The organism is Arenibacterium halophilum (assembly GCF_005938225.1).
Classification (GTDB): domain Bacteria; phylum Pseudomonadota; class Alphaproteobacteria; order Rhodobacterales; family Rhodobacteraceae; genus Arenibacterium; species Arenibacterium halophilum.
In genome coordinates this window covers 1,185,688-1,212,380 of the sequence record NZ_VCPC01000002.1, presented here as the reverse complement: position 1 = coordinate 1,212,380, position 26,693 = coordinate 1,185,688, and the positions used below count along the sequence as shown (strand labels likewise).

The window sequence follows — 26,693 nt, the reverse complement described above, 5'->3', positions numbered from 1 at the left end:
CCATGCTAACCGGGCGCCCGATTGAACAGCGCGGCCCCGCAGATCGCTGCGGCGCCCACAAAAAGGAAACCGACATGGCCCTGGAACGCACCTTTTCCATCATCAAGCCCGATGCAACCCGCCGCAACCTGACCGGCAAGATCAACGCCAAGTTCGAAGATGCCGGCCTGCGCATCGTCGCGCAGAAGCGCATCCACATGACCAAGGAACAGGCCGGCGTGTTCTACGCGGTCCACGCCGAGCGTCCGTTCTATGGTGAACTGTGCGACTTCATGTCGTCGGCGCCGGTTGTCGTTCAGGTTCTGGAAGGTGAAAACGCCATCGCGAAAAACCGCGAAATCATGGGCGCCACCAACCCCGCCGATGCCGCACCGGGCACCATCCGCGCCGAATTTGCCGAATCCGTTGGTGAAAATTCGGTTCACGGTTCGGACGCGCCGGAAACGGCTGCTGTCGAAATCGCCTATTTCTTCTCGGGGCTGGAACTGGTCGGCTAACGCCGGACTGGCTTTGGTACAGAGGAAAGGCGCGCTCCCTCGGGCGCGCCTTTTTTTGTCGTCACACTTCCGAGCGGTCGAAGTGACGGCGCAGCAGCGCAACATTGCGGCGGTTCGCCTTGAACCCCACGTCGAATATGTCACCGACCAGCGGGATCGACCCGACCAGCCAGTCGATGCCGACATTCACGCCCATCCGCCCCAGCAACGACCGCGGCGCACCCATCTGATGCGCGCGGTAGACGATATAGGCCGCCGGGGCGAGTGCGGCGGTATCGCCGACACCCGGCAATAGCCCCAGCAGCGAATCAAGCCCGACACGGATTGAGGTCAGCGGTATACGGAACAGCGTGTCCATGTTGTGGGCCAACTTTTCCAGCCGATCCAGTTCTGACGCGCGGGTTGGTTGCGGTGCGGAACGGGCACCGGGGCGGCTGTGGGGACGGGTATGCGTATAGGTCTCGGCCATGTTCAATGTCCTTCCTGATCACACGAAAATGTGTTTGCCATTCCGATGCCAACGCAGGATATGCAGGCGCGGTTCCGCGCCGGTCTGCATGGATGATCCAATCCGGGGTTGAAAAATACGACCGGGATTCGAATAATGGATCGGTGCAGGATTGGGCCCCTGCGCACCCTTTCGGCGGTCGATTTTTGCCGGAGGCGCTCTATTTAAAATGATCCGTTGTCCATGGTGGGGGAACAGGAATGTCGCAAGTTTCAGTGACTGGAACAACTGATGCCGTGTTCGACCCTTGGCTGACCACGTGGCATTGGAATCTTGACACGCTGACCTACTCCTTTCCGCGCAATGGCGCGACCTACCGCTATCAGGACCGTGACGATGTCAGCGGGTTGGATGCGCAGCAGCGGGATGCCGTGCGCGCGGTTTTTACGGAAGTTTCTAATCTGACACTGTTATCCTTCGCCGAAATCGCCGTATCGTCGGATGATCCGGCCATTATGCGGCTTGCGCGCGAGACGCACCTTGGCGGTGCCTATGCTTATCGCCCGGCGCTGACCGAAGAGGCGGGCGATGCGTTCTTTGGCTATGCGGCTGCCAATCCGGTTCCGGGGAACGAAGCCTATCTGTTCTTCATTCATGAACTCGGCCACACGCTTGGGTTGAACCATGGCCATGATTTCGGGGTGTTTCGCGGGTCAGAATGGGATTCGCAGGAATTCACCATCATGACCTATACCGACCACGTCGGTGACGACGATCTGGATTCCTATGACTCGGGGCCCATCGACTGGGCGCAAAGTTACATGCAGTTGGATATCGCCGCGCTGCAATTTCTGTATGGCGCGAACTACGATGCTGCGGATGCGCTTTGGTCAGGTCAGACGCGGTATGGTTTCTCGCAGACCACGGGAGAGATGTTCGTGAACGGGGTCGGGCAGGGCGCGCCTGCGGGTAACCGGATTTTCCGCACCATATGGGATGGCGACGGGTACGATATCTACGATTTCTCGAATTACACGTCCGATCTCTTGGTGGACCTGTCGCCGGGGGGCTGGTCGGTGCTGGATGGTGCACAGCTGGCCAATCTGAACCGCAATGCCGACAGCCCGGTGCTGGCGCGTGGCAATATCGCCAATGCCCTGCTGGTCGATGGCGATACCCGCGGGCTGATCGAAGTTGCGATTGCCGGCTCGGGCGACGATGGTTTGGTCGGTAATCTTGTTGCCAACCGCCTGGCCGGGCGCGCGGGGGCTGATACCATCAGCGGCAAGGGCGGCAACGACATGATCCGTGGCCAGGCAGGGAATGACGTGCTGTACGGCAATGCCGGCAATGACCGCCTCATCGGCGGAAGCCAGCATGATCATCTGCGCGGCGGAAACGGCAATGATCGGCTTGATGGCCGGAATGGGGCCGACGTTCTGCTTGGCGGAAATGGGGATGACATTTTGATCGGTGGGCGCGGGTTTGATCGCCTCACCGGGGGCGAGGGCGCCGATGTATTTATTTTCCGGAGCATTAATGATGCGCCTGTGGGCCGCAGAACCGACACCATCATGGATTTTGAAACCGGGGTCGACCGAATTGACTTATCCGCGCTTGGCGCCGAGGGGGCCGAGGTTCGGCTTCTGGGCGCGCATTCCGCAGGTCACGCGAGCCTTGTCACGACCGTCGTGGCCGAAGGCACCCGGCTGACCCTTGATCGTGATGGCGATGGGCAGGCGGATATGTGGCTGCTGTTGGCTGGCATTCAGAACGCGGCGGCGGACGATTTCCTGCTCTGACCGGGCCCCTTATGCCTAGAGGAACAGGAAGTCTTCGGTGGTCAGCCCGGTGCCGTTCCACCCCGTCAGCGTGATCGTATCACTGCCCGAGTGGTGGATCGTGTCGCCGTGGATGTGGATGCTGTTGCGCTCCACGCCCGGCAAAAAGGCGATCACATCTTCGCCCGGCGTGAAGTCGGTGATGCGGTCGCGCCCGTCCTGCGCAGCAAAGACGAACGTATCAGCGCCGGCGCCGCCGGTCAGCACATCGTCGCCGCGATGGCCGCGCAGCCAGTCGTCGCCACCGTTGCCGAATATCACGTCGTCGCCCCAGGCACCGTCCAGCCGGTTCGCGGCTGCGTTGCCACGCATCAGGTTGTTTAGTCCGTTTCCGGTGCCGTCGATCGCCTCTGCGCCCGTAAGGGTCAGGTTCTCGATGTACTGGCTGTGATAGCGCAGGGTGAAACTGATCGAACTGACAACCGTATCGGTGCCTTCGCCCGCGTGTTCCACGATCTGCGCGATCTTGGCGTCGATATAGTAAGTATCGTCGCCCCGCCCGCCGATCAGCACATTTCGCCCGCGCGGATCGGTGAAGCTGTCATTGCCATCTCCGCCGATCAGCGTGTCACGGCCATTGGCGCCGTTCAACACGTTGTCTCCCGCGTTGCCGATCAGTGTATTGTCGCGGGCATTGCCGCGCAGGTTGTGGTTGCCCGTACCGGTCAGCGTCAGGTTCTCGATATGCTGGCTCAGCCGTAGCAGCGAGGTGCCAAACACGCTTTGAACCGTGTCGATCCCTTCGCTCACAAGTTCCACGATCCGGTCGTCGCGATGGTTCAGGATATAGATGTCGTCGCCGCGGCCGCCTGTCATTACGTCGCCCAGTGCGGTGCCGGTCAGAATGTCATCTCCGTCGGTGCCTTGTGTCAGGCCCGTCGGCGGAGGCGCTAGGATCGGCAGGTCGGGCACGGCGCCCACCAGAGCGGAGGCCAGATCGTCGCGAAAGCCGGTGCCGTAATGGAGCCCGTCCTCGAACATCGCAGGTGGCAAGACTCCGGCGGCCTCGGCAATCTGGTCCGGGTCCAGCAGCACCGTGTTGGCGCGTTCGGCGGCAAGGGCGGCCTGTTGTGCGCGGATCACCTCCCAGTTGTCGCGCCCTTCGGCATCGGGCGCGTGGGTTGACAACCCGCTGACGACGAGGGGTGCCGTTTCCACGCCCGTGTCGCGCCCCGTGAACCGTTGTGCGATTTCATTTGTAAACTCATCCATCAGCTTGGCCAGGTGATTGGCATAATTTTCACCCCGCGCCACTGCATGGGTGTCGCCTTCGCCCTGAATCCAGATCATCCCGGCGATCCGCCCGTCGGGCAATTCGTTCAGTACGGCCAAGGTTCGTTGGGTCAGGCTCTCGGGAAGTTCGGTTCCGACATGCCAATCGTCTTCCGCGCGCTTGTAGGTCAGCGGTGCGCCCGAGGCGCTGACATGCACCAGCCGATAGCCCTGTGCGCCGTGACGTTGGTCAAGTTCAGATATTATAGCATCTTCCATCGCGCGGGCATTGCTTTGCCCGGCCAGGATATAGATCGGAGTGGTCATCTGCGCCCCCGTGGATGAGGCGCAAAGTGTTGCGCACAACCCTGCAAGGGCACGTTAAGTTGTGCGCGAGGAGTGCGTCGTAACTATCTAAAATTTATCGATAAAACCGTCTGATTTTTGCGCAAGCTGCGACAGCACAAGGCGCCCATAGGCAGGGTTGGCGTGCAGGATGTCGGTGTCGGGCTGGCGGCCGCCCTCGTTCAGCCGCTCGGCCCCGCGGGTATAGGCGGCGGCGGTCAGGAACCCGTGCTCGATGGTTTCGGCGGGCTGGGTCAGCATGTGTAAACCGTCAAATTCTGCAAACGCGGTGACATGGGCGCGATCCAGCAGGGCGGCAGCCATATCGCCTTCTTTCCGCCAAAGAATCTGGCGCAGGCCCAGAAATTTTTTCTTCTGCTTCAGTACGGCAACCGAAGGATGCGGCTGGCGGATCAGGACGATCGGCGCATCGCTGACCTGCCGGATCATGTTGACAAAGCGGTGCCCGAGGTTGGCGCGGATCGCAGCGACCATTGCAGCCTCCAGCGCAGGTTCCGACACCAGCGGGCGGTCGGGCAGGGTGTCGCCCTCTGCGTTGGTCTCTTGCCACGCAGGCCAGCCGAAGACCGCGTGGCTGGTCAGCATCGGCATCAGCGAAAACATCGAGGTGGTCATCGCGACAATGGCGAACCCGTCGAATTCTGACAGGTCGACTGCTTCGGGCATCCCCATTTTGGACAACGCACGTTTCAGGCGCGGATGGGCCGCCCGGATCTGCCTGTCGCGCAGACGCGCGCCTTCGGGGCCACGGCCCTGCTGGGCAAAGAAGGTCAGACCCAGCCCTGTGCCCGCGCCTTCGCGGTAGGGGCCGGCCAGCATGGCGGTGTGAGAATTTCCGAAAACACACAGCTTCATCGCGGTGCGAACCCGTCCAGCATCGCCTCTTCGCAGGTGGGATCGGCCGCGCGTCGTTTGGCTTGGCCCGGCGCGGGCCCGGTTTCCAGCGTGGCGCCGTGGGCGGCAAAAAACACCGACATCACCCGATCAATCGCGGCCTCGGCCACGGTGCGCTGGTTGGCGTCGAAACTTGTGCCAGCAAAGGGTTGCCCGGTGATAAGCTCGTAGGATGGAAAATAGTCGATCCCATCGTCCTGCGCCGCCAGATCGCCCGCAACCGCGCGCAGGACTGATTTGGAGTAGGTCGTCGCGGCCAGCACATGCGCGCCCGAAGCCGTGGCCGTCAGAGGCACGGGCGACACCGTCAGGATCAGCCGCACCCCAGGGTTTACCTTGCGCAGCAGGGCGCAACTGGCCTGCATGTCCTTCAGGATCTCGGGATAAGTCTGGTTCAGGAAACGATGGCGGTCCGGATCGAAGGTGCCCGCCACGACCCCGGGGGCAGACGGGAACACGCGGCCGGTGGCAACATCCTCCCAGGTTTCGCTCAGGCCCAGCGTGAAGATCAACACATCCATATCGCGGAGCATCGACGCGACATGGCGCAGATGGTCGAGCCGATGGGCGCGCACTTCGTCCACGCTCGCCAGCCCTTCGGGTTCAACCGTGGGGCGCAGCGCATCGACATGGCGCATCCCGCGCAGCCAGATCGCCGCGTCATCCACCCGCAACGCCAGCGCGTCCTCGATCAACTGGCGCAGCTGTCGCGCGGTGTAGATATTGCCGTAGCGTGCGGAGTACAGATCATAGCCGAACGCCTGCGCCGTAGCCGCATCCATGCCGCGTGGAGAAGGTTCGGCCTGATGGAATGTCAGATTTGAGCGGGTCAGATAGCGCGTGATGTTGCGCGCGAAACAACTGCCCGCCGTGGCGATCCTGTCTTCCGGGCGCAGCGTTACCTTGGGCGCATAGATGTCCTGCGCGCGAAAACCCGGATCCTGCTGGCAGGGTTTCCAGAAGGCCGAAGGGGGCAGGGCGGAATAGGGCACTGGTTCGCTGGCCTTGCGCTGTGGTCGCCCGGGCATGCCCCGGGGCGGGTTAACATCCGTTGAACATTTCTACCCCGATCCGAGCAAGACCATGTCCGAAAAATCACCAAATCGGGGAATTTGGCTGCTTCGGCCTCGGAGCGACGCGAAAAACCGGATTTTTGCATCACGCCCAGAGATGCGCCATCTCGGCCAGTATGTCGTCGAAGGCTGCGACCAGATCATCGCAATCTCCCTCGCTCAGACACAGGTTCAGCGCGATCAGCCCGCGCCGCGCCGTGTAGAAGCCCCGCTCGATCAGGCCAAAGAACACCATGTCCTTCATCTCGGCGTTTTCGCGCGCCACCTGCTCGGGCCGGGTCACATGCGGTGGCTGGCACTGCAGGTTCATGATACTGCCGATGCCGGTGTAATGCGCAGGCGCGCCACGGGCTGTACAGACCGTGTTCAGCCGCGCGCGCAGCCGCTCTCCCTGTGCATTCAGCGACTGGCACGCCTCTTCGGTGAACACCTGGGTCAGCCCGACGGCCCCTGCCTGCATGGTCATGACGTTGTTGTTGAACGTGCCGGCATGGGGCACCGCACCTGCCACGCGAGGATCGAACCGCGCCATGATGTCGGCACGGCCACCGAACACGCCAATCGGCATGCCGCCACCCAGGTATTTGCCCATCACCGTCAGATCTGGCGACAATCCAAGCGCCGATTGCAGCCCATGTGGATGCAGCCGCGAGGTCATCACCTCGTCAAGGATGAACAAGGCGCCGTTGGCATGCGCCCACTGCTGCAACTCTGACAAAAATGCAGGATCGCCCGGAATGCAGCCTCCAGCCCCCAGCATGCCTTCGACAAGGATCGCGGCCACTGGTGCGTCGGAGGCGTCAAGAGTGGTCAGCGTTGCAACTGTGTCGTTGTACCTGCCGTAGATGAAATCGAACGGCAGGTTCGTCGCAGACGCGCCGCCTCCGAACGACAGGGGCCCGCCGTGATAGGCGCCGCTGAACACCATCACCCGGCTGCGCCCGGTAAAGTGGCGGGCGGCGATCAGCGCCATGATATTGGCCTCGGTTCCCGAATTGGTGAACCGCAGCGATTGGAAGAAGGGAAACCTGTCGGTGATGATCCGCGCCAATTCTGCCTCGCCCCGGGTTTGCGACGACAGGTTCATCCCGCCTTTGATGGCACCGTGCAGCGCATCGGCAAGAACCGGGTGGGAATGGCCGTAAATTCCGGCGGTGAATTCGCCCAGGAAATCGCGGTACTCATGCCCGTCAAGGTCACATAGTCGCGCGCCCATCCCGCTGGCCATGACAAGCGGGAAGGGCGGGTAATACAGCACGCTCCGGGTATTTCCGCCGGGCAGAATCTCGGCCGCATGTGCCAGTTGCGCGGCGCTTTCGGGATTGGCTGTGGCAAAACGGTCGGCGGCGGCGTCGCGTGCCGCGATCCAGGCTGCGGTTGTGGCAGGCATAGAGTCCTCCTGAGCCAATTTATTATACGGCGTACAGGAAGCGAAGTGGTCTGTCTAGTGGCCCGCGCGTCGGGCCAGCCCGGCGATGAAACTCTCGACGAAAAAGTCAAACCCGTCGTCAAGCGGCACCGCGCTGCCGTTATCCCAGCGCAGGATAAACGACCGGTTCAGCAGTTTCGGCATCAACGCGGCCGCCAAAGGGAATTGCTCCGGGTCAGCGGATTGGGCAATCTGCTTCATTTCGTCGGCCCAGCCAGTCTTGTCATCCTGCGGTACTGCCGCAAATTCCTGCGTGACAAAACCGGTCATGGCGCCAATCGTCGCGGTATAGGCGGCCGGGATGTCGGCCTCATTCAGGCCCGAGCGGCGCAGCACCTGCAACACCCATTCAATCATCATGAGGTCGACGCTGGCGTTCGACACCAGCTGCGCGCCGATCAGCGGGGCCACGTTGGGATGGGCACGAATGATGGCGCGAAACCGATGCAACAGGGTGCGCAGATCGTCCTGCCAATCGGCGCTCGGATCTTCGGGCACCAGATCGGCCAACACATGCGCCGTCACCCGCGCCACAAGCGCATTCCGGTTGGGCACATACCAGTAAATCGCCATCGGATAGACACCAAGCAACTTTGCAAGGTTGCGCATCGAGAAATTATCGACCCCTTGTGTATCGATCAGGTCCAGCGCCGCGGCAATGATGCGGTCACTGCTGAGCGAGGGCGCATCCTTGGACGGCCGGCGTTTCCGCTTGGGCGGCTGGGGGGCGTCGTCGGCGTGCATGGTGATCTCCGTCCCAGGATGAGTTGACATGACAATAGATGCAATCGTGCGATCCGTCACGATGGGATGACAGGCCCTGAAAAACAGTCTTGCGTTAAATTATACGGTGTATAATGTTTTTAATGCGACCCGATGAAAAAGGAGTTACGCCGTTGAAGGTCTTCGTTGCCGGCGCCCTGCATGAAAGCCACAGTTTCAATTCGGTGCGGACACCGCTGTCAGCCTTCGAAGACGCCGAGCCGGGCAGCATCCTTGGCCAGCCGGGCCTGGCCGATACCCGAACGACCGAAGGCGGAATTATCTCCGCCGCGCGAGCGTTTGGCTGGGACCTTTGCTTTCCGTTTTTCGCCAAGGCGGCGCCTTCGGGCCCGGTGGCGGCTGCGGCCTATGACACGCTATTGGCCCGCCTGCTGGACGAACTGGGAAAGGCGATGCCGGTGAACGGGGTGATCCTGGCGCTGCACGGGTCGATGTTCGCTGAAAATTGCCCCGATACCGAAGGCGATATGGCCGCTCGGGTGCGTGCGGTCATTGGCCCCGATGTGCCGCTGGCCCTGACTCTGGACTGCCACGCCAATGTCTCCGACCTGATGGGGCAAAGCGCCGATATCATCACCTCTTACCGCACCACGCCGCACACCGATCAACGTGAAACGGCGGAACGGGTCGCGCGCCTGCTGGACGATGCAATGCATTCCCGCAGCGCGCCGCATTGCCACGTGGGGCGTCTGCCGATGATGGCCGGGCTCGATATGGGCCGCACCGTTGATCCCGACGGCCCGATGGCACGGCTGCACGTGCGCGCACGCCAGATCGAGGCGCGCGACCCGGAGGTGCTCGAAATCTGCTTGAACGCCGGATTCTATTATGGGGACATCGCGGAAACCGGCCCTTCGGTGGTGGTGATCGGCAATGGCGATGACGCGCGGTTTCAGCAGATCGCCGACGATCTGATCCTCGAGGCCTGGGAGACACGCGACTATTTCAGCCTGTCCTTCTTCACCGGACCCGAGGCGGTGGCCAAGGCGGCGGCTGACCGACCGGATCCGGGCGCAGGCCCCATGATCCTGGTCGATTTCACCGACGGGCCCTTTGGCGGTGCACATTCCGACGGCACCGAATTGCTCGACTTACTTTTAAAAGCGGATCTGCCCGGCACTGTGATCGGCCCGATCCTCGACCCGCAGGCCGTGACGGACGCGGCGCAGGCTGGCACCGGGGCCACGATCACCCTTGCCATCGGCGGCAAGACCGACCCCACCTATGGTGGCCCACCCGTCACGGTCACGGGGCAGGTCAGCGCCTTGAATGATGGCACCTACCTGCGCAAAGGGGCCTATCTGACAGGTTCGACCGGACGTATGGGCGACAGCGCCTGCATCACCTCGGGCAATTGCCGCATCGTCATCATCTCGCAGCGCCAGCAGCCCGAGGACCGCGAACAATACCGTATCTTCGGGATCGACCCGGAACAGGCCAACATCATCGCCCTGAAAGGCCAGAACCATTTCCGCGCCGATTTCGAGCCAATCGCGCGTGAATTGGTTTTCGTCGACACCGGCTGTCTGGTCGCCGTCGATTACACGATATTTCCTTGGAGCAATATCCGCCGCCCCATCTGGCCGCTGGATGAGGTCACGCTTCCATCGCGCTGACGCCCCTGCGTCTTTGGGGCCAAATATCCCGGGGGACTCCGCGCAGCGGAGGGGGGCAGAGCCCCCGACACCCTATCCGTCTTTCAGCGAACCAAGCGAAAACCGGCCCCGCAGGGCCGGCCCTTGATCGTCTTAGAAGAACCCAAGCTTGTTGGGGTTGTAGCTGACCAGCATGTTCTTGGTCTGCTGGTAGTGGTCCAGCATCATCTTGTGGTTCTCGCGCCCGATTCCCGACTGTTTATAGCCGCCAAAGGCCGCGTGGGCGGGGTAGGCGTGGTAGTTGTTGACCCAGACCCGGCCCGCCTCGATTGCGCGGCCAAAGCGGTAGCAGCGGTTGGCATCGCGGCTCCAGACCCCGGCGCCCAGCCCGTACATCGTGTCATTGGCAATCGCCAGCGCCTCTTCGTCGGTCTTGAAGGTGGTCACCGAAACCACGGGGCCAAAGATCTCTTCCTGGAACACGCGCATCCTGTTGTGCCCCTTCAGGATCGTCGGCTGGATATAGAACCCCTCGCTCAACGCGCCGCTCATCTGCGCGGCGCCGCCGCCGGTCAGCACTTCTGCGCCTTCCTCGACCCCGATCTGCAAGTAGCTCAGGATCTTCTCCTGCTGCTCGGCCGAGGCCTGCGCCCCCACCATCGTGGCCATGTCGCGCGGGTCGCCCTGCTTGATCGCCTTCACCCGGTCGATGCAGCGGGCGATGAACTCTTCATAAATGTCTTCGTGGATCAGCGCGCGCGACGGGCAGGTACAGACCTCGCCCTGGTTGAAGGCGAACAGCACGAACCCCTCGATGGCCTTGTCCAGAAAGGCGTCATCCTCGGCCATCACATCCTTGAAGAAGACGTTGGGCGATTTGCCACCCAGTTCCAGCGTCACCGGGATCAGGTTCTCGGTCGCGTATTGCATGATCATCCGCCCCGTCGCGGTCGAGCCGGTAAAGGCGATCTTGGCGATACGGTTGCTTTTCGCCAGCGGCGCGCCCACTTCGGCGCCATAGCCGTTCACGATGTTCAGCACGCCCGCTGGCAGCAGATCGGCCACCAGTTCCGCCAGTACCATGATCGCCGCCGGGGTCTGTTCGGCCGGTTTCAGCACGATGCAGTTGCCCGCCGCCAACGCCGGGGCCAGCTTCCACGCCGCCATCAGGATTGAAAAGTTCCACGGGATGATCTGCCCGACCACGCCAAGCGGCTCGTGGAAGTGATAGGCGACGGTGTCGGCGTCGATCTCCGACATGCTGCCTTCCTGCCCGCGCAGCACGCCCGCGAAATACCGGAAATGGTCGATTGCCAGCGGAATGTCGGCGGCGGTGGTTTCGCGGATCGGTTTGCCGTTGTCCCAGGTCTCGGCCTGCGCCAGCAGGTCAAGGTTCTGCTCCATCCGGTCGGCGATCTTCAGCAGCAGGTTGGCGCGCTCGGCGGGGGCGGTGCGGCCCCAGGCCTCTTTCGCGGCGTGGGCGGCATCCAGCGCCAGCTCTACATCCGCCGCGCCCGAGCGGGCGACCTGGCAGACCACCTGGCCGGTGATCGGTGTGATGTTGTCGAAATAAGCGCCCTCGACCGGGGGCACGAATGCGCCGCCGATGAAGTTGTCATAACGGGTCTTGAAGGGTGCGGTGTATCCGGCCTGCACCTGTGTCATCTCATTCATGTGAACCTCCTCTTCACCTGTGCCCGGTGGCGGGCGACGGGCAGAGAAGGCCATGATCACGACAATAAATCAGCCCATGCCGGTGGGGTGGCCGGGTCCGACTGTCTCAGTTCCGAGACACTCCGGGCCGGAAATCCGCGATCCCCAGCCGCTTCATCCGCCGATAAAGCGTGGCGCGTCCGATCCCCAGCGTTTCAGCGGCTTTCGACACGTTGCCCTCGGCCCGGTTCAGCGCGCGCAGCAGGGCGGCACGCTCGGCGCGCTCCAGCCCGCTGCCCGCGTCGTCCTCTTGCGTGCCGATCAGGTCGCGCACCGGACGGGGCCGAATTTTGCCGTCACGTTCCAGTGACAGCAGGCGGCGTGCCGTGCGTGTGGCTCCGATCACCAGATCGTCGCCATCCACCGCCAGCAATGCCGCAGCGCCTTGGGCGTCTGTTTCGCCCGCCAGCACGATCCGCGCCTTGGAAAAGGCAGCGCGAAACAGATCGCTTTCGATCTGCCGCGCCACTTGCCCCACGCTGGCCGAGATCAGCGCGTTGAACCCTTCGGTCTGGTCCGCCCGGGCCGAGGACACATCCAGCGCCGCCACGATCTGACCGTCGGCGCCGAAAACCGGCGCGTCCATGCAGCTCATCCCGATGTTGCGGGGCAGGTAATGCTGGTCGCGGTGAATGGTGACCGCGCGCCGCTCGGCCAGGCAGGTGCCGATTCCGTTGGTGCCCTGCACGTCTTCGCCCCAGGCCGTGCCCGGCTCCAGCCCCCAGGCGCGGAACGCCTCGGCATCGCCATCGTGGACGCGCGCGTCAAGGATCAGCCCGTCGGCGTCGGTCAGGATCACGCCACAGCCGCAATGGCCGATCAGGCGGAACAGATCGTCCAGACGCGGTGCCGAGACCGACAGCAATTCGCCACTGGCCTCGCGCCGGGCGCGCAGGTCGGCATCGTCGGTGCGTTCCGGCGCGGCGTGGTCGGCCGGATCGATCCGGTGCATCTGCCACGATCGCTGCCAAGACGCTGCCAGCCGGGTGGCCGCAGCGGCGCGCCCGGAGGTGACCGTCGACAGGACGCGGTCGATATGGCGGTTGGTTGTGCTGATCCTCTCCTCCGGTGCCGGGCGGTTGCGCGCCGCGGGCCGCGCTACGCTAGCATCGCAACGGCTGTCTGCAAAGCCTCGCAAACGGCGGGGCGCATTTTCGCATAACAGCCTCTTGACCTTCCCGTGACTGGAACCCTTATGTGGGGTGTCGATACAGACAAAAGCGAGACAGGTCATGGACCAATCCGTCAGTTTTTCAGTGCAGGGGCTGTCCTGCGGTTCCTGTGTGGGCCGCGCCGACAAGGCGTTGCGTGCCGTGCCCGAGATCGACGACGTCGCGGTGAACCTTGCGACTCATACCGCGCGGTTTACGCTCAACGCGCCCGGCGGAATTGCCGCCGCTGCCCGTGCGTTGGCCGATGCCGGATACCCGGCGCGCGAATCCGAGGCCGTGTTCGAGATTTCGGGCATGTCCTGCGCATCCTGCGTAGGCCGCATCGACCGGCTGCTGCGTGCGCAACCCGGCGTGACGGGGGCCGAGGTCAATCTGGCGACGGGCAAGGCGCGGGTGACATACCTTGATGGCGTGGTCCGGCCGGACGCATTGGCCGAGGTTCTGACCGCGGGGGGGTACCCCGCGCGTTGGCAGGCGCCCGATGCCGCGCCTGTGTCTGAGCAGCCTGATCCGGCCCGCGCTGAGGGGCGCCGCGCGGCCATTGCGGCGGTGCTGGCGCTGCCGGTCTTCGTGATGGAAATGGGCAGCCACATGATCCCGGCGCTGCACATGGCGATTGCCAATACCATCGGCATGCAGGCCAGCTGGCTGATCCAGTTCGCGCTGACCACGGCGGTTCTGGCCGGGCCGGGGTTGCAATTCTATCGCAAGGGCATCCCCGCGCTGCTGCGCGCCGCGCCCGACATGAACAGCCTTGTCGCGCTGGGAACGGCGGCGGCCTACCTGTATTCGGTCGTCGCCCTGTTCGCGCCCGCGCTGCTGCCCGAAGGGCTGCGCGCCGTGTATTTCGAGGCGGCGGCGGTGATCGTGGTGCTGATCCTCGTGGGCCGCTGGCTCGAAGCGCGGGCCAAGGGCCGCACCGGCGCCGCGATCCGCAAGCTGATGGCGCTGACGCCCGAGGTGGCGCGTGTGCGCCGCGCGGGCCAGACACAGGACATCCCGATTTCCCAGCTGCGCGTGGGCGACGAAGTGATCGTGCGCCCCGGCGAACGCATTGCCGCCGATGGCGAGGTGATCGAAGGCGCCAGCCACGTCGACGAGGCGATGATCACGGGCGAGCCGCTGCCGGTGGAAAAGGCGCCCGGCGCGCAGGTCACGGGCGGCACGGTGAACGGCACCGGCAGCCTTGTGGTGCGCGCCTCCCATGTCGGCAGCGATACGGTGCTGGCGCGGATCGTGGGCATGGTCGAACGGGCGCAGGGCGCGCGACTGCCGATCCAGGGCCTGGTGGACCGGATCACCCTGTGGTTCGTGCCTGTTGTCATTGGGCTTGCCCTGCTGACCGTGCTGGCATGGCTGCTGTTTGGCCCGTCGCCCGCGCTGACCCATGCGCTGGTCGCCGGGGTATCGGTGCTGATCATCGCCTGTCCCTGTGCCATGGGGCTGGCAACACCGACCTCGATCATGGTGGGCACGGGCCGCGCGGCCGAACTGGGCGTGCTGTTCCGCAAGGGCGACGCGCTGCAATCGTTGGGCCAGATCACCCATATCGCGCTGGACAAGACCGGGACCATCACGCGCGGCCACCCGGCGCTGAGCGACGTGATCCTTGCCGCCGGCCAGGACGAGTCCGACGTGCTGGCCCATGTCGCCGCCGCCGAGGCGCTGTCGGAACACCCCGTCGCCCGCGCCATCGTGCAGGGCGCGCAGGCGCAGGGCATCGTGCCGGGGCAGGCCGAAAATTTCCGCTCGGACACCGGGCTTGGCATCCGCGCGAGGGTGGAGGGGCGCGCGATTTTGGTCGGCTCGGCTCGGATGATGGCCGAGGCAGGGATCGACACCGCGCCGCTGGACGCAAGGGCCCACGATCTGGCCCGCACCGGGCGCACCGCGCTGTTTGCCGCCATCGACGGCGAATTGGCCGCGCTGATCGGCGTGTCCGATCCGGTGAAACCCGAGGCACGCAGCGCGATTGCCGCGCTTCAGGACATGGGCGTCAAGGTCACCATGATTTCCGGCGATGGCGAGGCGACGGCACGCGCGGTTGCCGCCGAGGTTGGCATCACGGACGTGGTGGCGGGCGTGATGCCCGATGGCAAGGTCGCCTCCGTGGACCGGCTGCGCGCCAATGGCGGCACGGTTGCCTTTGTCGGTGACGGCATCAATGACGCCCCCGCCCTGGCACACGCCAATATCGGCATTGCGATTGGCACCGGCACGGATATCGCGATTGAGGCCGCCGATGTGGTGCTGATGTCGGGCGACCTTGGCGGGGTGGTGCGCGCCGTTGCCCTGTCGCGCGCCACGCTGCGCAACATCCGGCAGAACCTGTTCTGGGCCTTTGGCTATAACGCGCTGCTGATCCCGGTGGCGGCGGGCGTTCTGTACCCGGCGCTTGGGGTGCTGCTGTCGCCGGTGCTGGCAGCTGGGGCGATGGCGCTGTCTTCGGTCTTTGTGCTGGGGAACGCGCTTCGTTTGCGTCGGTTCGATACCGGGCAGCCGGCGCCAGCCACGCACCGCGACCAAGGGCGCGCATTGGAGGAGGCCACGCCATGAACATCGGAGATGTCTCGCGCCGCTCTGGCCTGCCTGCCAAGACGATCCGCTATTACGAGGATATCGGGCTGGTCACGCCGCAACGGTCGGAAAACGGCTATCGGGCCTTCCGCGACAGCGATCTGCACAAGCTGGCGTTTCTGGGCCGTGCCCGCACGCTGGGGTTTTCGATCGAGGATTGCCGCACGCTGATGGCACTGTACGAAGATGGCGAGCGCGAAAGCGCGCAGGTCAAGGCCGTGGCACAGCAGCATCTGGACGAGATCGACGCCAAGATCGCGCAGCTGGAATCGATGCGCGACACTCTGGCCCACCTTGTGCACTGCTGCGCCGGGGACTCACGGCCCGACTGCCCGATCCTGTCGGATCTGGCGGCGGGCTAGGGCGTTACCACATGGTTTTCTGGTAGCCCTCGGCCAGATTTCTGTCGATGTCATCGGCGCTGGCCGCCAGATGCATCTGGTCGCGGATGATTTCGCCAAATGTCGGCATCTCGGATCGGGCGGGCCAGCTCTCGGGGTTCCACAGGTTCGAGCGCATGAACGCCTTGGCGCAATGCATGTAGACCTCGTCGGTTTCCACCACCAGTGCGGCCTTGGCCGGGCGGCCATTCATCGCCAGCCGCTCACACAGGTCCGGGTCGACCGTCAGCCGCCCGCGTCCATTGATCCGCAGAGTTTCCTGCATGCCGGGGATCAGGAACAGCAGTCCGACCGCGGGGTTGCGGATCACGTTTTCCCAGGTGTCCAGACGGTTGTTGCCTGGGCGGTCGGGGATGGCGATGGTGGTGTCGTCCAGAACCAGCGTGAACCCCGGCGCATCGCCTTTAGGCGTGGCATCGCCCAGCCCCATGCCATCTTGCGATCCGATGACCACGAAGGGCGATTTCGACAGGAAATTGCGCGAGTGCGTATCCAGCTTGGCCAGTTGCTTCTTGTGCGCAACTTCTGATGCATCGCCATAGACAGCGCGCAAGTCAGACAGGGTTTCGATAAAATCCATTGTCATGTCCGTATGATGGTAAAAAGGATGCACGTGGCATCCATCTTCGTCACACTGCCAGAAAACCCGCCCAAGGGGCAATGGGCCGCCTGCTGCCCTTATCGGCGTTTGGTTTCAGGGTTAAGGGCCTACCGGCTTTTCGCGGAGCTTCGAATTATTTCGAAATTTCTATCAGTGTCGATAAGCGACGTGGTGATCGAATGCAGCGATTACAGCGCGGTTGCGGTAATTTAACGCATTCACCGATGTCCACGTCGGCAGTGCTGCGTAAATCTCTTGCGAAAGCTATTAATTTCGATATTTTTGCCAGGTATCTTGGTTTACGATTGGGGCTCCATGGCGCATCGGATCGACGTTCAGCATCACCTCTTGCCGCAGGCTTACGTGCGGGCCGTCGGACGCGACCGGATCGCCGATACAATTGTGTCGAACCAATGCCCCGACTGGACGGCCGAGGTCTCGTTGGAGGCGATGGATCGCAACGGGATCGCTACGGCTATGCTGTCGCTTGCCGCGCCGGGGTTTCACTTTGACAGTGCCGCCGACGCCGCCGCTTTGGCGCGGTTGTGCAATGATGAGGCTGCCGCGATTTGCGCGCAATATCCCGGACGCTTCGGTTTTTTTGCCACGCTGCCCTTGCCGCATATCGACGAGTCGCTGGCCGAGGTGGATCGCGCTTTGAATGGCCTTGGGGCCGACGGCATCTGCCTGCTGACGAACTATGGCGGGCACTACCTTGGCGATGCACGGCTCGCACCGGTGCTGGAGTATCTGAATGCTCGCGGCACTGTCGCCTTCGTGCATCCCTCGGATATCGAGGGCGGTCGCCCCTTGCCGCATCTTCCGGCCGCCACACTGGAATTTCCGTTCGAAACCACGCGGGCTATCACCAACCTGCTGTTTTCGGGGCAGGCGGCGCGGCTGCGTGACTTGCGGATGATCTTTTCGCACGCGGGCGGCACGATCCCGTTTCTGGCAGATCGTATCTCGCGGCTGGAACGGCGCCCCGATCTGGCGTGTCACGTGCCGGATGGTGCTTTGGCAGAGATGAAGCGGTTTTATTTTGATATAGCCTTGTCGGCAGGTGCGCGCACGCTGCAGCCACTGCTGGACTTTGTGCCGCCCAGCCAGATCCTTTTTGCGTCGGATTTCCCCTTTGCGGGCGAAGACACGATGGCCGCGACGGTGCGTGCGCTGAATGGGCAGGGCCTTTCTGCCGATGTGGTGAGCGCCATCGAAGCGGGTGCCGCGCAGGCACTGTTTCCGACACGCCGCATGGCTGCGGTTTCTCCACAGCAAGCTGTCGTTTTGAATTCTCAAATATAAATCAGTTATATAGGCGTAATATCTAATGTTTTGGTTTAGGTATCTTTGAGAATGCATTAATTATCAAATGTTTGCGCTGTATAATTCATCTTGTTCCTATCCAGTTTCGGCAGCAAACTTGCTCTAAGCAGCGCATTGTCCGCACGCACTGTCTTTGGCGCATAATTTCATTTAATTTTTCGCGGGATACGCAATAAACTTTAGACTGAGCTTCACGCGCCGGGAGGATGGGCGAGAGATATGAACGACAGCCAGCCTTTGGAGTACTCCACGCGGACCGAGGCCGCCTATGCCCGGCTTCGCGACGACATTCTGTCGGGCGAGTTGAAGCCCGGCGAAAAGCTGCGGTTGGAGCGTCTGCGCGACAGCTATGGTTTTGGTCTCAGCTCGATACGTGAGGCGCTATCGAAACTGTCGTCAGAACAGCTGGTCGGCACCACGGGGCAGCGTGGCTATTGGGTCGAACCAATTTCACGCGAGGAATTCGACGATATCACCAACATGCGCTTGTTCATCGAGCCCGAAGCGGTGGAGCGGTCGATCGCCAACGCCACGCTGGATTGGGAGGCGCAGTTCGTCGCTGCCTATCATCGGCTCGTGGGCGTGGAAAAGTCGCTGGATGCCACGCGCGATACGGCAAGTGCGGCCTGGGAGCAGGAGAACCGCAATTTCCACCATAGGTTGATCATCAACTGCGGGTCGGACTGGATGCTGCGCTTTGTGGCGACGCTGATAGAGCAATCCGAACGCTATCGACGGCAAGCCGTGCGCCTGAATGCAATTCCGCAAGAGATTTTACAGGCTGAACACCGCGCGATCTATGATGCGGCCCTGGCCCGGAATGGGCGTCTGGCGGCGGAGCTGCTGCGCGTTCACATCTCGAATTCGGCAAAATCCTTGGCGGCAGCTCTGTTCTAGGGGCGGGTGCTGCCCCCGGCCAGAAAGTCATAGTGAAACCCGTCAGAGGCAGACCGAACCCGCCCCAAGGTGCCGCGTTCGAAATGCGCAGGCGCAATGATCGTGTCGGTATCGGCATGGCGCGCCAAGAAGTCAGCCCGCGTTCGGGCCGAGGCTGTCGGATCCTCGCAGAACCGGCTTGAAAGGTCAGGCGCGCGCACTTGCAACGGGTGATGCATGACATCCCCGCAAAACACCACATGCGCGCCTGCGCTGTTCAGGTGAAAGGCGACGTGCCCCGGAGAATGTCCGGGAGTCGGCTCCAGATGAAACCCGTTCGACAGTTCGGCGCCGTCATCGACAACCAGCGCTTGTCCCGCCTCGACCACCGGTAGCACGGAATCCGCGAACACCGGGCCATCGGGGCTGTCCTGGCCCTCGGCGTGGGCAACCATCCAGCGGTTGAATTCGGTGCGGCCAAAAATATAACGCGCATTCGGAAAGGTGGGCACCCAGCGCCCGTCGCGCAACTGCGTGTTCCATCCGACATGGTCCACATGCAGGTGCGTGCACATCACGAAATCCACCTGCTCCGGGTGCACCCCGGCGGCGGCCAGATTGCTGCGCCACGGGCTGTTCAGCATGTGAAAGGTGGGTACAACACGCTGTTTGCAATCTCCCACGCAGGTATCGATCAGGATCGTATGGTGACGGGTGCGGATGACGTTGCTTTGCCGCACCATCGCCAGCAGGTTGCGCGCCGGATCAAATAGATCGGGCGCCATCCAAGAGGCGTTCCGGGCGACAATGTCGGGCGTGACCTGAGGCAACAGGAAATCGGGCGCATAGCGGTGCCCCGATATTTCCTCGACACTTGTAAGGCGCGCGTCGCCAAGAGTCAGGTCGAACATGTCAGCCCGGCGAGTACCAATGCAGCAGCCGCCGTTCGGCCAGCAACAGCAACCAGTTCAGCGCATAGCCCGTTGCCGCCAGCAGAACGACACCGGCATACATGCGGTCGGGCTGCATCGCGTATTGCATCGTCATCAGGTAATAGCCGATGCCAGTGCCCCCGGCGATCATCTCGGCCACGACAGTCACGATCAGTGCCAGCGCAAGGCTGATGCGGAGCCCGGAAAAGACATAGGGCAAGGCGGCGGGCAAGGTCAGCTGCCACATGCTGCGCAGGCGCGAATGGCGGAAGGTGCGGGCCATGTCGATCAGCACCGGGTCAACCATGCGCACGCCCTGCGCCGCGTTGATCAAGACAGGGAAGAAGGTCGAAAAGGCGACGACGGTGATTTTCATAGCATCGTCGATCCCCAGCAGCAGGATCAACGGCGGCACGATGCCGGGCACGGGCAGCGGGCGCAGGAATTCCAGAAGCGGAGTAAAGGCGCGGCGCAGGAACGGGCTCAGACCGATTGCAATGCCACCTGCCACGCCCAGCAGCGCCCCCAGAACGAACCCTTTCAGCATCAGCGAGATCGTAGAGGTGAAGGCCGCGAACAGATCGGCGCTGCCGCTGAACAGCGCGGCAAGAACCGCCGTCACCGTGGGCCAGCTTGTGCTGTCGACCCAGAACCGCGCCGACAGATCCCACAACACCAGCAGTGCCAGAACCAGCAACACACCGCTGACGCGCGATTGTAGCAGAGGGCGGCGGGGCTTGGCGGGCGGCGGGGCCGGTTCGGTCATTGTCTGGGCGGTCATCTGTCAGGTCCGGAAAGGCTGGCGCGCAATTGGCTGCGCGCCGGCCGGTTGATCACTTGGCCAGTACGGTGTCGTGCAACAGGTCCGAGGCCGAAAATTCGCTGCTCAGCAGATCGTATTTCAGCATCAGGTCCATTGTCGGCTGCAGCGCCTCCGGGTCGATCACCTTGTAATAGGGCAGGATTTTCAGCCCGGCCAGCCGGTCGGGCGTCAGCCGCGTGTAGCTGGCGATGATCTCGGCCCATTCATCGGTGCCTGCGTTCTCGTTCGCCCAATCGACACCCTTGTTATAGGCCTCGACAAAAGCGGCTACTGTTTCGGGGTTCTCGGCGATGTATTGTTCGGTCGCGGCATACATGCCGACCGGCAGCGAGGGCTGGATTTCGCTGTAGGGCCATCCGGAGATCGCCACGTCGCCGGCGCTGATGCCAGCCGTCAGGAATGGATCCACCAGAAAGGCCGCATCGACCTGATCACCTTTGACCGCGTCCAGCATCTGGGGAAATGGCACTTCGAGATAGGTCAAATCGTCGGAACTGCCGCCCGTGGCGTCGACCCACGCCTTGGCGTAGAGCCAGATGATGTTGTTGCGGGTATTTACCGCTACCGTCTTGCCCGCCAGATCGGCGCCGGTCTTGATGCCCGCGTCGGGCTTGGCGACGATCCCGGCAATGTCCGGCGCGGCATCGGCGGTAAAGCTGCCTGCTGCGACCACCTTGAACCCCAGCCCCTGGCTGGCGCCCAGCGCGATCGAGACGCTGTTGGAAAAGGTGAATTGCACCGCGCCCGAGGCCAGCGCGGGCAAACCCACCGCACCCCCGGCGGTGGGCGTGGTATCGACCTTCAGCCCGGCCTCTTCAAAGAAGCCTTTGGTGATGGCAACCTGAAGCGGCGCGGTGTCGATGATCGGGATCGTGCTGACGCGCACGGTTGTCAGCTCGTCCGCCGTGGCGGCCAGTGGGGTTAACGCGAAGGCCGCCGCGTAAAGCGTGGAGGTTGCAAGGTTTTTCATGGTTGTCTCCTGTTGAGGGTGGGGCGCGTGGTTTGGCGCGCGGGGGCGTTTAACCGCCCTTTTCCTGTTGACGGCTCCAGAACAGCAGGCGCCGTTCCAGCCATTCGAATGCAAAGTTCAGCGCAAAGCCCAAAGCCGCCAGAATGAACAGCCAGGCGTACATGGACGTCACGCGAAAGCTGCGCTGCATGTCGACGATAAGGTATCCGATGCCACCCGTCCCGGCGAGCATTTCGGCCACAACCACAAGGATCAGGCCAAGGCCAAGGCTGATGCGTAACCCGGTAAAGATGAAGGGCAGCGCGGCGGGCAGCACGATCCGCGTGGCGATACGCCCCGGACCATAGCCAAAGGTGCGCGCCATATCGACAAGCACAGGATCGACCCCGCGCACGCCTTGAATGGTGTTGATGAGCACCGGAAAGAACACGGCAAGCCCGACGATCACCAGTTTCATTTCGTTGCCGATGCCCAGGAACAGGATCAGCGGCGGCAACAGCGCGGGTTTGGGTAACGGGCGGATCACCTCGACCAGCGGCTCCAGCAGGTTGTAGGCCGCGCGTGAGCGACCCATGATGACGCCGACGATCACCGCCAGTACCGAGGCGCATATATAGGCAGTGAACATCAGGCTTAGCGTATCGCCCAGTGGCGCCCAAAGTTTCCCGCGCGAGATGATGGCGACCAGTTCGGTCCAGACGGCCGAGGGCGCAGGCACCAGCGCGCGGTTTACGGCGCCCATACCCACAGCAACTTCCAGCGCGGCCAGCAAGGCAATGGGTATTGCGATACCCGCGCCGATACCGGCCAGGGGCGCGGCGCGTTTAAGCATGGGCGGGCCGTTTGGTCAGCTGGTCCAGCAGGTAGTGACGCAGTTCAAGAAACGCGGGCAGTTCGGGCGTAGCAATCCGGTCGCGCGGGCGCGGAAGCTCAGTCGGGATGGTTTCGACAATCTGAGAAGGCCGATGCGACAGCACGGCGATCCGGTCCGACAGCAGAATCGCTTCGTCCACGTCATGGGTCACGAGCATGGCTGTGAATCCCCGTTCTTCCCAGAGGCGCAGCACCAACTCGTGCAGGTCCGAGCGGGTCAGCGCATCGACCGAGCTGAAGGGTTCGTCCAGCAGCAGAATGCGCGGCTCGGCGGCCAAGGCACGTGCAATCGCCACACGTTGTTGCATCCCGCCCGACAGTTGCCAGGGGTAGCGGCTTGCGAAATCCTGAAGCCCGACCATGGCCAGAAAGTTCATGCAGCGGTCGCGGCGCTCCGCGCGCGACATCCTGTGCCCCTCGATGGCGAATTCGACATTGCCTAGCACGGTGCGCCACGGCATCAGCGAGCGGGTGTATTGCTGAAACAGATACACCAGCCCCTCGGGCGGGCCATTCACCTTATGCCCGTCCAGCGCGACCTGTCCGCCAGATGCGCCGATCAGCCCGGCGGCGATTTGCAAGAAGGTGGATTTGCCGCAACCCGACGGGCCGACCACCGACAGGAATTCGCCAGGCTCCACGTTCAGCGTGATGTTTCCCAGCGCGCGGACTTCGGCCTCGGTGCCGGGCGAATAGACCTTGGTGACCGAGTTCAGGGTCAACTCGCATCCGCGTTGCATCTTGGTGGCTCCTGTCGCGTGGGCTTTGGCAGGCCAAAGGCGTTCATGAGGGTACGCTAGGATAAGAATTCCAATCTGCATAGATAAAAATCGAAATTTTCTCCGTCTCGAAATATTTCGACAGGTTTGACGCCCTTTTGAGCGCTTCGCTTGCGGAGTGATCACAGGCTGCGCGCTTTGACGTTAAGGGCTGTCGAAAAATCGCAATTTTGCCCGTTTACGCTCAAGCAGCATGTTGTTTTGTGCGATATCCGACCATTTTGCTGGGCTGAGTTTGCCTGTGACGACAAGCGCAAGGGCCGCGCGCACTGGGGATAAGCTGTGCTGCGTGAGGTGAGGCGAGCGACGGGACAAGTCTGTTGCAATTTCGATATTTTGATCCTAGCGTTTCTTAATGCTGCACCGGCCCGACAGCCTTGCGGCAGGCAAACCCAGATGGCGGAGGCCCAGATGCCCAAACAGATCGTGCAATCCAACAAGGCGCCGGTGACCGGGTTTACCGATGCCTCGAAACCTTCGCCGCTGGCGCAGGCGATCCGAGCGGGTGACTTCCTCTATGTCTCGGGGCAGGGGCCGCTGGACCCGGATACAAAAACCGTGGTGTCCGAGGATATCCGCGAACAGACCCGGCAGACCTTGTCGAACCTCGTTTCCGTTCTGGCCGCCGGAGACGCCGATCTGAGCCATGTGGTGAATATGCGTGTCTGTCTGCGGGAAACCGCCGATTTTCCGGCCTTCAACGAAACCTTCCGTGATTTCATGGATGGCGAAAAAGTGACGCGCACCTGTATCGGCGGCACGCCACACCGCGCGGGCGTGAATGTTGAAATCGACTGTATCGCCTATCTGGGCTGAAAGGATCTGATATGTATAGCCGCGATCTGAGCGTTGCCCCCGTCGCCCAGCTGAATGAAATCTGCGACGATCTGGCCGCCACCGGCAAACGCGTGCGCGTGCTGTGGCAGGAGCCCGACCAGCTGACCTTCGTTGCGCGGGGCCGCGAATACCGTAGCGAATTCCACATCAACCCCAGCGACGAGATCATGTACATGATCAAGGGCGAGATGCAGCTGCACATCCGCACACCCGAGGGCGCCGAAAAGATCGTGACGATCCCCGAAGGCGGGCTGAACTTTACCCCCTCGGGGATGCCGCATTCGCCGCGCTTTCCGCCCGATGCCTTTGCGCTGATTTCCGAACGCCAGCGCCGCCCGGGCGAAGAAGACCGGTTTCAGTGGTTCTGCGGCAACTGCGACGCGCTGCTGCATCAGGAAACCTTCGTGGTGTCGGATTATACCGCCGATCCGGTGTCGAAAGCCTATGCCAATTTCTTTGACAGCGAACCGAACCGCACCTGTGATGCTTGCGGTCATGTGACCCCCGCGCCGGATAGCATGTAATCATGGCACATATAGACTACGCCGATTGCATTCTGCGGGGCGGCAAAATCCTGACGGTGGATGCCGGGTTTGCCGTGGCCTCTGCCGTTGCGCTGCGTGGCGGCGATATCATTGCGGTGGGCGATGATGCGTCCGTGTCGGATTGGGCCGGTCCGCAGACCGAGGTGATCGACCTGCACGGCGCTTGCGTGGTGCCCGGGCTGATCGACACGCATATGCACCTGGATCTGTTGGGCAATGACCTGTGGTCGGTTGATTTCGCCGGGGTGTCGACGGTCGCCGAAGCGCTGGAACGGATCGCCGACCATGCGAAGGGGATCGAACCGGGCGTCTGGATCCGGGGGGCGACGTGGCATCCGGTGTCGCAACTGGCCGAAAAACGCTATCTCACACGGGACGAGCTGGACAGCGTGGCGCCGAACAACCCTGTGCTGCTGCCTGTCAGTCATTTTTCGATGGCGAACAGCCTTGGTATGGCCGCCGCGGGGATTGGCGATGACACGCCCGATCCGGCAGGTGGCGTGATCCACCGCGACGCCGACGGGCGCGCCAATGGCCTGCTGGAAGAGTCGGCCGAGAATCTTGTGATGGACGTTCTGCCGCCTTGGACCGATGCGGAACGCGAGGCGCAGCTGCGCGATGCGATGCGGTTTTCCAACGCGCAGGGGCTGACCTCGATCGTGTCGGCGGCGGTGTCGCCCGTCACCTTCCGCGCCCATCAGGCCATTCTGGCACGAGGCGAGGCCAGCCTGCGCGTGAGTGCGATGTTTGCCCCCACCGGGGCGCTGAACCCCTCGATGAGCCTTGAGGAATGGGACTCGTTCTTCTCGCGCATCGGGGCGATGTCGGATTTCGGCAACGACTGGCTGAGCTATTCCGGCGTCAAGCTGCAGATCGACGGCGGCATGACACTGGGCACCGCGCTGATGCGCGACGGCTATCCGCACGACCGCGAATTCAAGGGCCTTGCGGTGATCGAACCCGACCGGTTCAAGGCGCTGGTCGAAATCGCGAACCGCTATGGCTGGCGCGTTGGGGTGCACGCGGTTGGCGATGGCGCGATTGATCTGGTGTTGGATGCCTACGAGGCCGCCAGCGCCACGCGGCCGATCAAGGGGCGGCGGTTCATCGTGATTCACGGCTCTCTCATGTGCCCCGACCAGATGGACCGCGCCCGCGCGCTGGACGTGCGGGTGGATGCGCAAAGCACCTTCCTGTGGACCAAGGCCGGGGCCGTGGCCGGATACCTGGGCAAAGAGGTGGCCGACCGCGCCTTTCCGATGCGCGACATGATCGACCGCATGGGGCTCGATCTGATCGGGCAGGGCACGGACAATCCGATCAACTTGCTGAATCCGTTCATCAACATGGCGGTGATGGTCACGCGGAAAGACCATACCGGCACGGTCTATGGCGCCGATCAGGCGATCACCCGGGAAGAGGCGCTGCGGCTTTATACCTCGGCCGCTGCGCGCTATGCCTTCTGGGAGGATCGCGTCGGTTCGATCGAGGTGGGCAAGCGCGCCGATCTGACGGTACTGTCCGATGACTTTCTGAGCGTGCCTGACGCGGCGTTGAAAGACATCACAGCCACGCGCACCATTGTCGCAGGCAAGACGGTGTACAAGGCGGGTTAAACCGGAACCTGCGTCGTGTGTTTCACCCGGCGCAGGACGAAGATGGTCGAGGTTCCAGCGACGTTGTCGTGATCCAGCACGCGGCGCATCAGGATATCCTCGACCTCGTCCATGCCGCGCACCACGAAATGCAGCAGGTAATCCCATTCACCCGAGATCGAGTAGACTTCGGTGATGGCCTGTTCCTGTTCCATCGCGCGCAGGAAGGCCCGGCGCGAGGTTGCATCCTGCGATTTCATCCGCACGTTACAGAACGCATCCATGCCGCGCCCCACGGCGGCGGGGTTCACCAGCCGCACGGTTGGGCCAAGAACGCCGGCCTCTTCCATCGCCTTGATGCGCCGCCAGCAGGTCGCGGGGCTGGACGCGGTGCGCCGCGCCAACTCGGCTGCGCTGAGTGTCGCGTCTTGCTGGATTTCGGAAATGATCCGCTTATCCAGTTCCGATAGGTGAAATATATCTTTCACATTTTTCTCATTGATGAGTGGATTGGTTCCACCTTAGCGCAACCTGC

Annotated in this window: 25 protein-coding genes; 10 read left to right on the top strand and 15 right to left on the bottom strand. The window is 62.9% G+C overall.

What is annotated here, in order from left to right:
• Positions 1-74 precede the first annotated feature (74 nt).
• On the top strand, positions 75-497 hold the full coding sequence (gene ndk, locus FGK64_RS12535; protein ID WP_138864109.1) for a nucleoside-diphosphate kinase: 423 nt from the start codon (positions 75-77) through the stop codon (positions 495-497).
• A 61-nt stretch (positions 498-558) separates the two neighbouring features.
• Here ndk and FGK64_RS12530 read toward each other — a convergent pair whose 3' ends face one another.
• Positions 559-966: a DUF4112 domain-containing protein gene (locus tag FGK64_RS12530; protein ID WP_138864108.1), complete on the bottom strand. Its 408-nt coding sequence runs from the start codon at positions 964-966 to the stop codon at positions 559-561.
• 239 nt (positions 967-1,205) lie between these two features.
• Between FGK64_RS12530 and FGK64_RS22755 the strand changes: the two genes are divergently transcribed.
• On the top strand, positions 1,206-2,747 hold the full coding sequence (locus FGK64_RS22755) for a M10 family metallopeptidase C-terminal domain-containing protein (RefSeq protein WP_138864107.1): 1,542 nt from the start codon (positions 1,206-1,208) through the stop codon (positions 2,745-2,747).
• A gap of 15 nt (positions 2,748-2,762) precedes the next feature.
• Here the strand turns inward: FGK64_RS22755 and FGK64_RS12520 are convergent, their stop codons facing one another.
• The 5 genes from FGK64_RS12520 to FGK64_RS12500 all read right to left on the bottom strand — a co-directional run bounded on the left by FGK64_RS12520 (position 2,763) and on the right by FGK64_RS12500 (position 8,504).
• Positions 2,763-4,325: a sialate O-acetylesterase gene (locus tag FGK64_RS12520; protein WP_138864106.1), complete on the bottom strand. Its 1,563-nt coding sequence runs from the start codon at positions 4,323-4,325 to the stop codon at positions 2,763-2,765.
• An 87-nt stretch (positions 4,326-4,412) separates the two neighbouring features.
• Entirely contained in the window at positions 4,413-5,219 is an 807-nt protein-coding gene (locus tag FGK64_RS12515) for a hypothetical protein (protein WP_171054057.1), read from the bottom strand.
• A complete protein-coding gene (locus FGK64_RS12510; RefSeq protein ID WP_138864104.1) occupies positions 5,216-6,286 on the bottom strand; it encodes a GSCFA domain-containing protein in 1,071 nt (356 codons plus the stop codon). Before FGK64_RS12510 ends, FGK64_RS12515 begins: the two co-directional genes overlap by 4 nt.
• A gap of 130 nt (positions 6,287-6,416) precedes the next feature.
• Complete coding sequence (locus FGK64_RS12505; RefSeq protein ID WP_138864103.1) at positions 6,417-7,721, bottom strand: aspartate aminotransferase family protein; 1,305 nt, start codon at positions 7,719-7,721, stop codon at positions 6,417-6,419.
• 54 nt (positions 7,722-7,775) lie between these two features.
• On the bottom strand, positions 7,776-8,504 hold the full coding sequence (locus FGK64_RS12500) for a TetR/AcrR family transcriptional regulator (protein WP_171054056.1): 729 nt from the start codon (positions 8,502-8,504) through the stop codon (positions 7,776-7,778).
• Between the two features lie 152 nt (positions 8,505-8,656).
• On the opposite strand from FGK64_RS12500, the gene FGK64_RS12495 reads away from it, so the two are divergent.
• The gene (locus FGK64_RS12495; RefSeq protein ID WP_171054055.1) at positions 8,657-10,159 is read left to right on the top strand and encodes a M81 family metallopeptidase; all 1,503 of its coding nucleotides are present in this window, start codon (positions 8,657-8,659) and stop codon (positions 10,157-10,159) included.
• A gap of 132 nt (positions 10,160-10,291) precedes the next feature.
• Here the strand turns inward: FGK64_RS12495 and adh are convergent, their stop codons facing one another.
• Both adh and FGK64_RS12485 read right to left on the bottom strand, forming a co-directional pair.
• Positions 10,292-11,812 carry an aldehyde dehydrogenase gene (adh, locus tag FGK64_RS12490; protein ID WP_138864100.1) on the bottom strand — a complete coding sequence of 507 codons (1,521 nt, stop codon included), beginning with the start codon at positions 11,810-11,812 and terminating at the stop codon, positions 10,292-10,294.
• Positions 11,813-11,918: 106 nt separating this feature from the next.
• Positions 11,919-12,803, bottom strand: a complete 885-nt coding sequence (locus FGK64_RS12485; protein WP_246057746.1) for a GAF domain-containing protein — start codon at positions 12,801-12,803, stop codon at positions 11,919-11,921.
• 280 nt (positions 12,804-13,083) lie between these two features.
• On the opposite strand from FGK64_RS12485, the gene FGK64_RS12480 reads away from it, so the two are divergent.
• Positions 13,084-15,579: a heavy metal translocating P-type ATPase gene (locus FGK64_RS12480; RefSeq protein ID WP_138864098.1), complete on the top strand. Its 2,496-nt coding sequence runs from the start codon at positions 13,084-13,086 to the stop codon at positions 15,577-15,579.
• The gene (gene cueR / locus FGK64_RS12475) at positions 15,576-15,962 is read left to right on the top strand and encodes a Cu(I)-responsive transcriptional regulator (RefSeq protein ID WP_138864097.1); all 387 of its coding nucleotides are present in this window, start codon (positions 15,576-15,578) and stop codon (positions 15,960-15,962) included. Before FGK64_RS12480 ends, cueR begins: the two co-directional genes overlap by 4 nt.
• Before the next feature lie 4 nt (positions 15,963-15,966).
• Here the strand turns inward: cueR and FGK64_RS12470 are convergent, their stop codons facing one another.
• Entirely contained in the window at positions 15,967-16,581 is a 615-nt protein-coding gene (locus tag FGK64_RS12470; RefSeq protein WP_138864319.1) for a pyridoxamine 5'-phosphate oxidase family protein, read from the bottom strand.
• 336 nt (positions 16,582-16,917) lie between these two features.
• On the opposite strand from FGK64_RS12470, the gene FGK64_RS12465 reads away from it, so the two are divergent.
• Together FGK64_RS12465 and FGK64_RS12460 are read left to right on the top strand one after the other, a co-directional pair.
• Positions 16,918-17,907 carry an amidohydrolase family protein gene (locus FGK64_RS12465; RefSeq protein WP_171054054.1) on the top strand — a complete coding sequence of 330 codons (990 nt, stop codon included), beginning with the start codon at positions 16,918-16,920 and terminating at the stop codon, positions 17,905-17,907.
• A gap of 240 nt (positions 17,908-18,147) precedes the next feature.
• A complete protein-coding gene (locus FGK64_RS12460) occupies positions 18,148-18,825 on the top strand; it encodes a GntR family transcriptional regulator (RefSeq protein WP_138864095.1) in 678 nt (225 codons plus the stop codon).
• Here FGK64_RS12460 and FGK64_RS12455 read toward each other — a convergent pair.
• The 5 genes from FGK64_RS12455 to FGK64_RS12435 are packed head-to-tail and all read right to left on the bottom strand — an operon-like array spanning position 18,822 to position 23,142.
• Positions 18,822-19,715 carry an MBL fold metallo-hydrolase gene (locus FGK64_RS12455; RefSeq protein ID WP_138864094.1) on the bottom strand — a complete coding sequence of 298 codons (894 nt, stop codon included), beginning with the start codon at positions 19,713-19,715 and terminating at the stop codon, positions 18,822-18,824. The two genes, FGK64_RS12460 and FGK64_RS12455, sit on opposite strands and share 4 nt — an antisense overlap.
• A 1-nt stretch (position 19,716) precedes the next feature.
• Positions 19,717-20,517, bottom strand: a complete 801-nt coding sequence (locus FGK64_RS12450; RefSeq protein ID WP_138864093.1) for an ABC transporter permease — start codon at positions 20,515-20,517, stop codon at positions 19,717-19,719.
• A 52-nt stretch (positions 20,518-20,569) separates the two neighbouring features.
• On the bottom strand, positions 20,570-21,529 hold the full coding sequence (locus FGK64_RS12445) for an ABC transporter substrate-binding protein (RefSeq protein WP_138864092.1): 960 nt from the start codon (positions 21,527-21,529) through the stop codon (positions 20,570-20,572).
• Positions 21,530-21,578: 49 nt separating this feature from the next.
• Positions 21,579-22,361, bottom strand: a complete 783-nt coding sequence (locus tag FGK64_RS12440) for an ABC transporter permease (protein WP_138864091.1) — start codon at positions 22,359-22,361, stop codon at positions 21,579-21,581.
• Positions 22,354-23,142: an ABC transporter ATP-binding protein gene (locus FGK64_RS12435; protein ID WP_138864090.1), complete on the bottom strand. Its 789-nt coding sequence runs from the start codon at positions 23,140-23,142 to the stop codon at positions 22,354-22,356. Before FGK64_RS12435 ends, FGK64_RS12440 begins: the two co-directional genes overlap by 8 nt.
• A 450-nt stretch (positions 23,143-23,592) precedes the next feature.
• Between FGK64_RS12435 and FGK64_RS12430 the strand changes: the two genes are divergently transcribed.
• Genes FGK64_RS12430 through FGK64_RS12420 form a run of 3 tightly spaced genes read left to right on the top strand, consistent with a single transcriptional unit; the run spans position 23,593 to position 26,179 of the window.
• Positions 23,593-23,997: a RidA family protein gene (locus FGK64_RS12430; RefSeq protein ID WP_138864089.1), complete on the top strand. Its 405-nt coding sequence runs from the start codon at positions 23,593-23,595 to the stop codon at positions 23,995-23,997.
• Positions 23,998-24,008: 11 nt separating this feature from the next.
• Entirely contained in the window at positions 24,009-24,542 is a 534-nt protein-coding gene (locus tag FGK64_RS12425; protein WP_138864088.1) for a 3-hydroxyanthranilate 3,4-dioxygenase, read from the top strand.
• Between the two features lie 2 nt (positions 24,543-24,544).
• Entirely contained in the window at positions 24,545-26,179 is a 1,635-nt protein-coding gene (locus FGK64_RS12420) for an amidohydrolase (RefSeq protein WP_138864087.1), read from the top strand.
• Here the strand turns inward: FGK64_RS12420 and FGK64_RS12415 are convergent.
• Positions 26,176-26,646: an Lrp/AsnC family transcriptional regulator gene (locus FGK64_RS12415; RefSeq protein ID WP_138864086.1), complete on the bottom strand. Its 471-nt coding sequence runs from the start codon at positions 26,644-26,646 to the stop codon at positions 26,176-26,178. The two genes, FGK64_RS12420 and FGK64_RS12415, sit on opposite strands and share 4 nt — an antisense overlap.
• Between the last annotated feature and the right edge of the window lie 47 nt (positions 26,647-26,693).

What these genes read in the sequence shown, in the direction of transcription:
- ndk (WP_138864109.1), top strand. Translation starts at nt 75, where the DNA reads ATGGCCCTGGAACGCACCTTTTCCATCATCAAGCCCGATGCAACCCGC.
- FGK64_RS12530 (WP_138864108.1), bottom strand. Translation starts at nt 966, where the DNA reads ATGGCCGAGACCTATACGCATACCCGTCCCCACAGCCGCCCCGGTGCC.
- FGK64_RS22755 (WP_138864107.1), top strand. Translation starts at nt 1,206, where the DNA reads ATGTCGCAAGTTTCAGTGACTGGAACAACTGATGCCGTGTTCGACCCT.
- FGK64_RS12520 (WP_138864106.1), bottom strand. Translation starts at nt 4,325, where the DNA reads ATGACCACTCCGATCTATATCCTGGCCGGGCAAAGCAATGCCCGCGCG.
- FGK64_RS12515 (WP_171054057.1), bottom strand. Translation starts at nt 5,219, where the DNA reads ATGAAGCTGTGTGTTTTCGGAAATTCTCACACCGCCATGCTGGCCGGC.
- FGK64_RS12510 (WP_138864104.1), bottom strand. Translation starts at nt 6,286, where the DNA reads ATGCCCGGGCGACCACAGCGCAAGGCCAGCGAACCAGTGCCCTATTCC.
- FGK64_RS12505 (WP_138864103.1), bottom strand. Translation starts at nt 7,721, where the DNA reads ATGCCTGCCACAACCGCAGCCTGGATCGCGGCACGCGACGCCGCCGCC.
- FGK64_RS12500 (WP_171054056.1), bottom strand. Translation starts at nt 8,504, where the DNA reads ATGCACGCCGACGACGCCCCCCAGCCGCCCAAGCGGAAACGCCGGCCG.
- adh (WP_138864100.1), bottom strand. Translation starts at nt 11,812, where the DNA reads ATGAATGAGATGACACAGGTGCAGGCCGGATACACCGCACCCTTCAAG.
- FGK64_RS12485 (WP_246057746.1), bottom strand. Translation starts at nt 12,803, where the DNA reads ATGCACCGGATCGATCCGGCCGACCACGCCGCGCCGGAACGCACCGAC.
- FGK64_RS12480 (WP_138864098.1), top strand. Translation starts at nt 13,084, where the DNA reads ATGGACCAATCCGTCAGTTTTTCAGTGCAGGGGCTGTCCTGCGGTTCC.
- cueR (WP_138864097.1), top strand. Translation starts at nt 15,576, where the DNA reads ATGAACATCGGAGATGTCTCGCGCCGCTCTGGCCTGCCTGCCAAGACG.
- FGK64_RS12470 (WP_138864319.1), bottom strand. Translation starts at nt 16,581, where the DNA reads ATGGATTTTATCGAAACCCTGTCTGACTTGCGCGCTGTCTATGGCGAT.
- FGK64_RS12465 (WP_171054054.1), top strand. Translation starts at nt 16,918, where the DNA reads ATGGCGCATCGGATCGACGTTCAGCATCACCTCTTGCCGCAGGCTTAC.
- FGK64_RS12460 (WP_138864095.1), top strand. Translation starts at nt 18,148, where the DNA reads ATGAACGACAGCCAGCCTTTGGAGTACTCCACGCGGACCGAGGCCGCC.
- FGK64_RS12455 (WP_138864094.1), bottom strand. Translation starts at nt 19,715, where the DNA reads ATGTTCGACCTGACTCTTGGCGACGCGCGCCTTACAAGTGTCGAGGAA.
- FGK64_RS12450 (WP_138864093.1), bottom strand. Translation starts at nt 20,517, where the DNA reads ATGACCGCCCAGACAATGACCGAACCGGCCCCGCCGCCCGCCAAGCCC.
- FGK64_RS12445 (WP_138864092.1), bottom strand. Translation starts at nt 21,529, where the DNA reads ATGAAAAACCTTGCAACCTCCACGCTTTACGCGGCGGCCTTCGCGTTA.
- FGK64_RS12440 (WP_138864091.1), bottom strand. Translation starts at nt 22,361, where the DNA reads ATGCTTAAACGCGCCGCGCCCCTGGCCGGTATCGGCGCGGGTATCGCA.
- FGK64_RS12435 (WP_138864090.1), bottom strand. Translation starts at nt 23,142, where the DNA reads ATGCAACGCGGATGCGAGTTGACCCTGAACTCGGTCACCAAGGTCTAT.
- FGK64_RS12430 (WP_138864089.1), top strand. Translation starts at nt 23,593, where the DNA reads ATGCCCAAACAGATCGTGCAATCCAACAAGGCGCCGGTGACCGGGTTT.
- FGK64_RS12425 (WP_138864088.1), top strand. Translation starts at nt 24,009, where the DNA reads ATGTATAGCCGCGATCTGAGCGTTGCCCCCGTCGCCCAGCTGAATGAA.
- FGK64_RS12420 (WP_138864087.1), top strand. Translation starts at nt 24,545, where the DNA reads ATGGCACATATAGACTACGCCGATTGCATTCTGCGGGGCGGCAAAATC.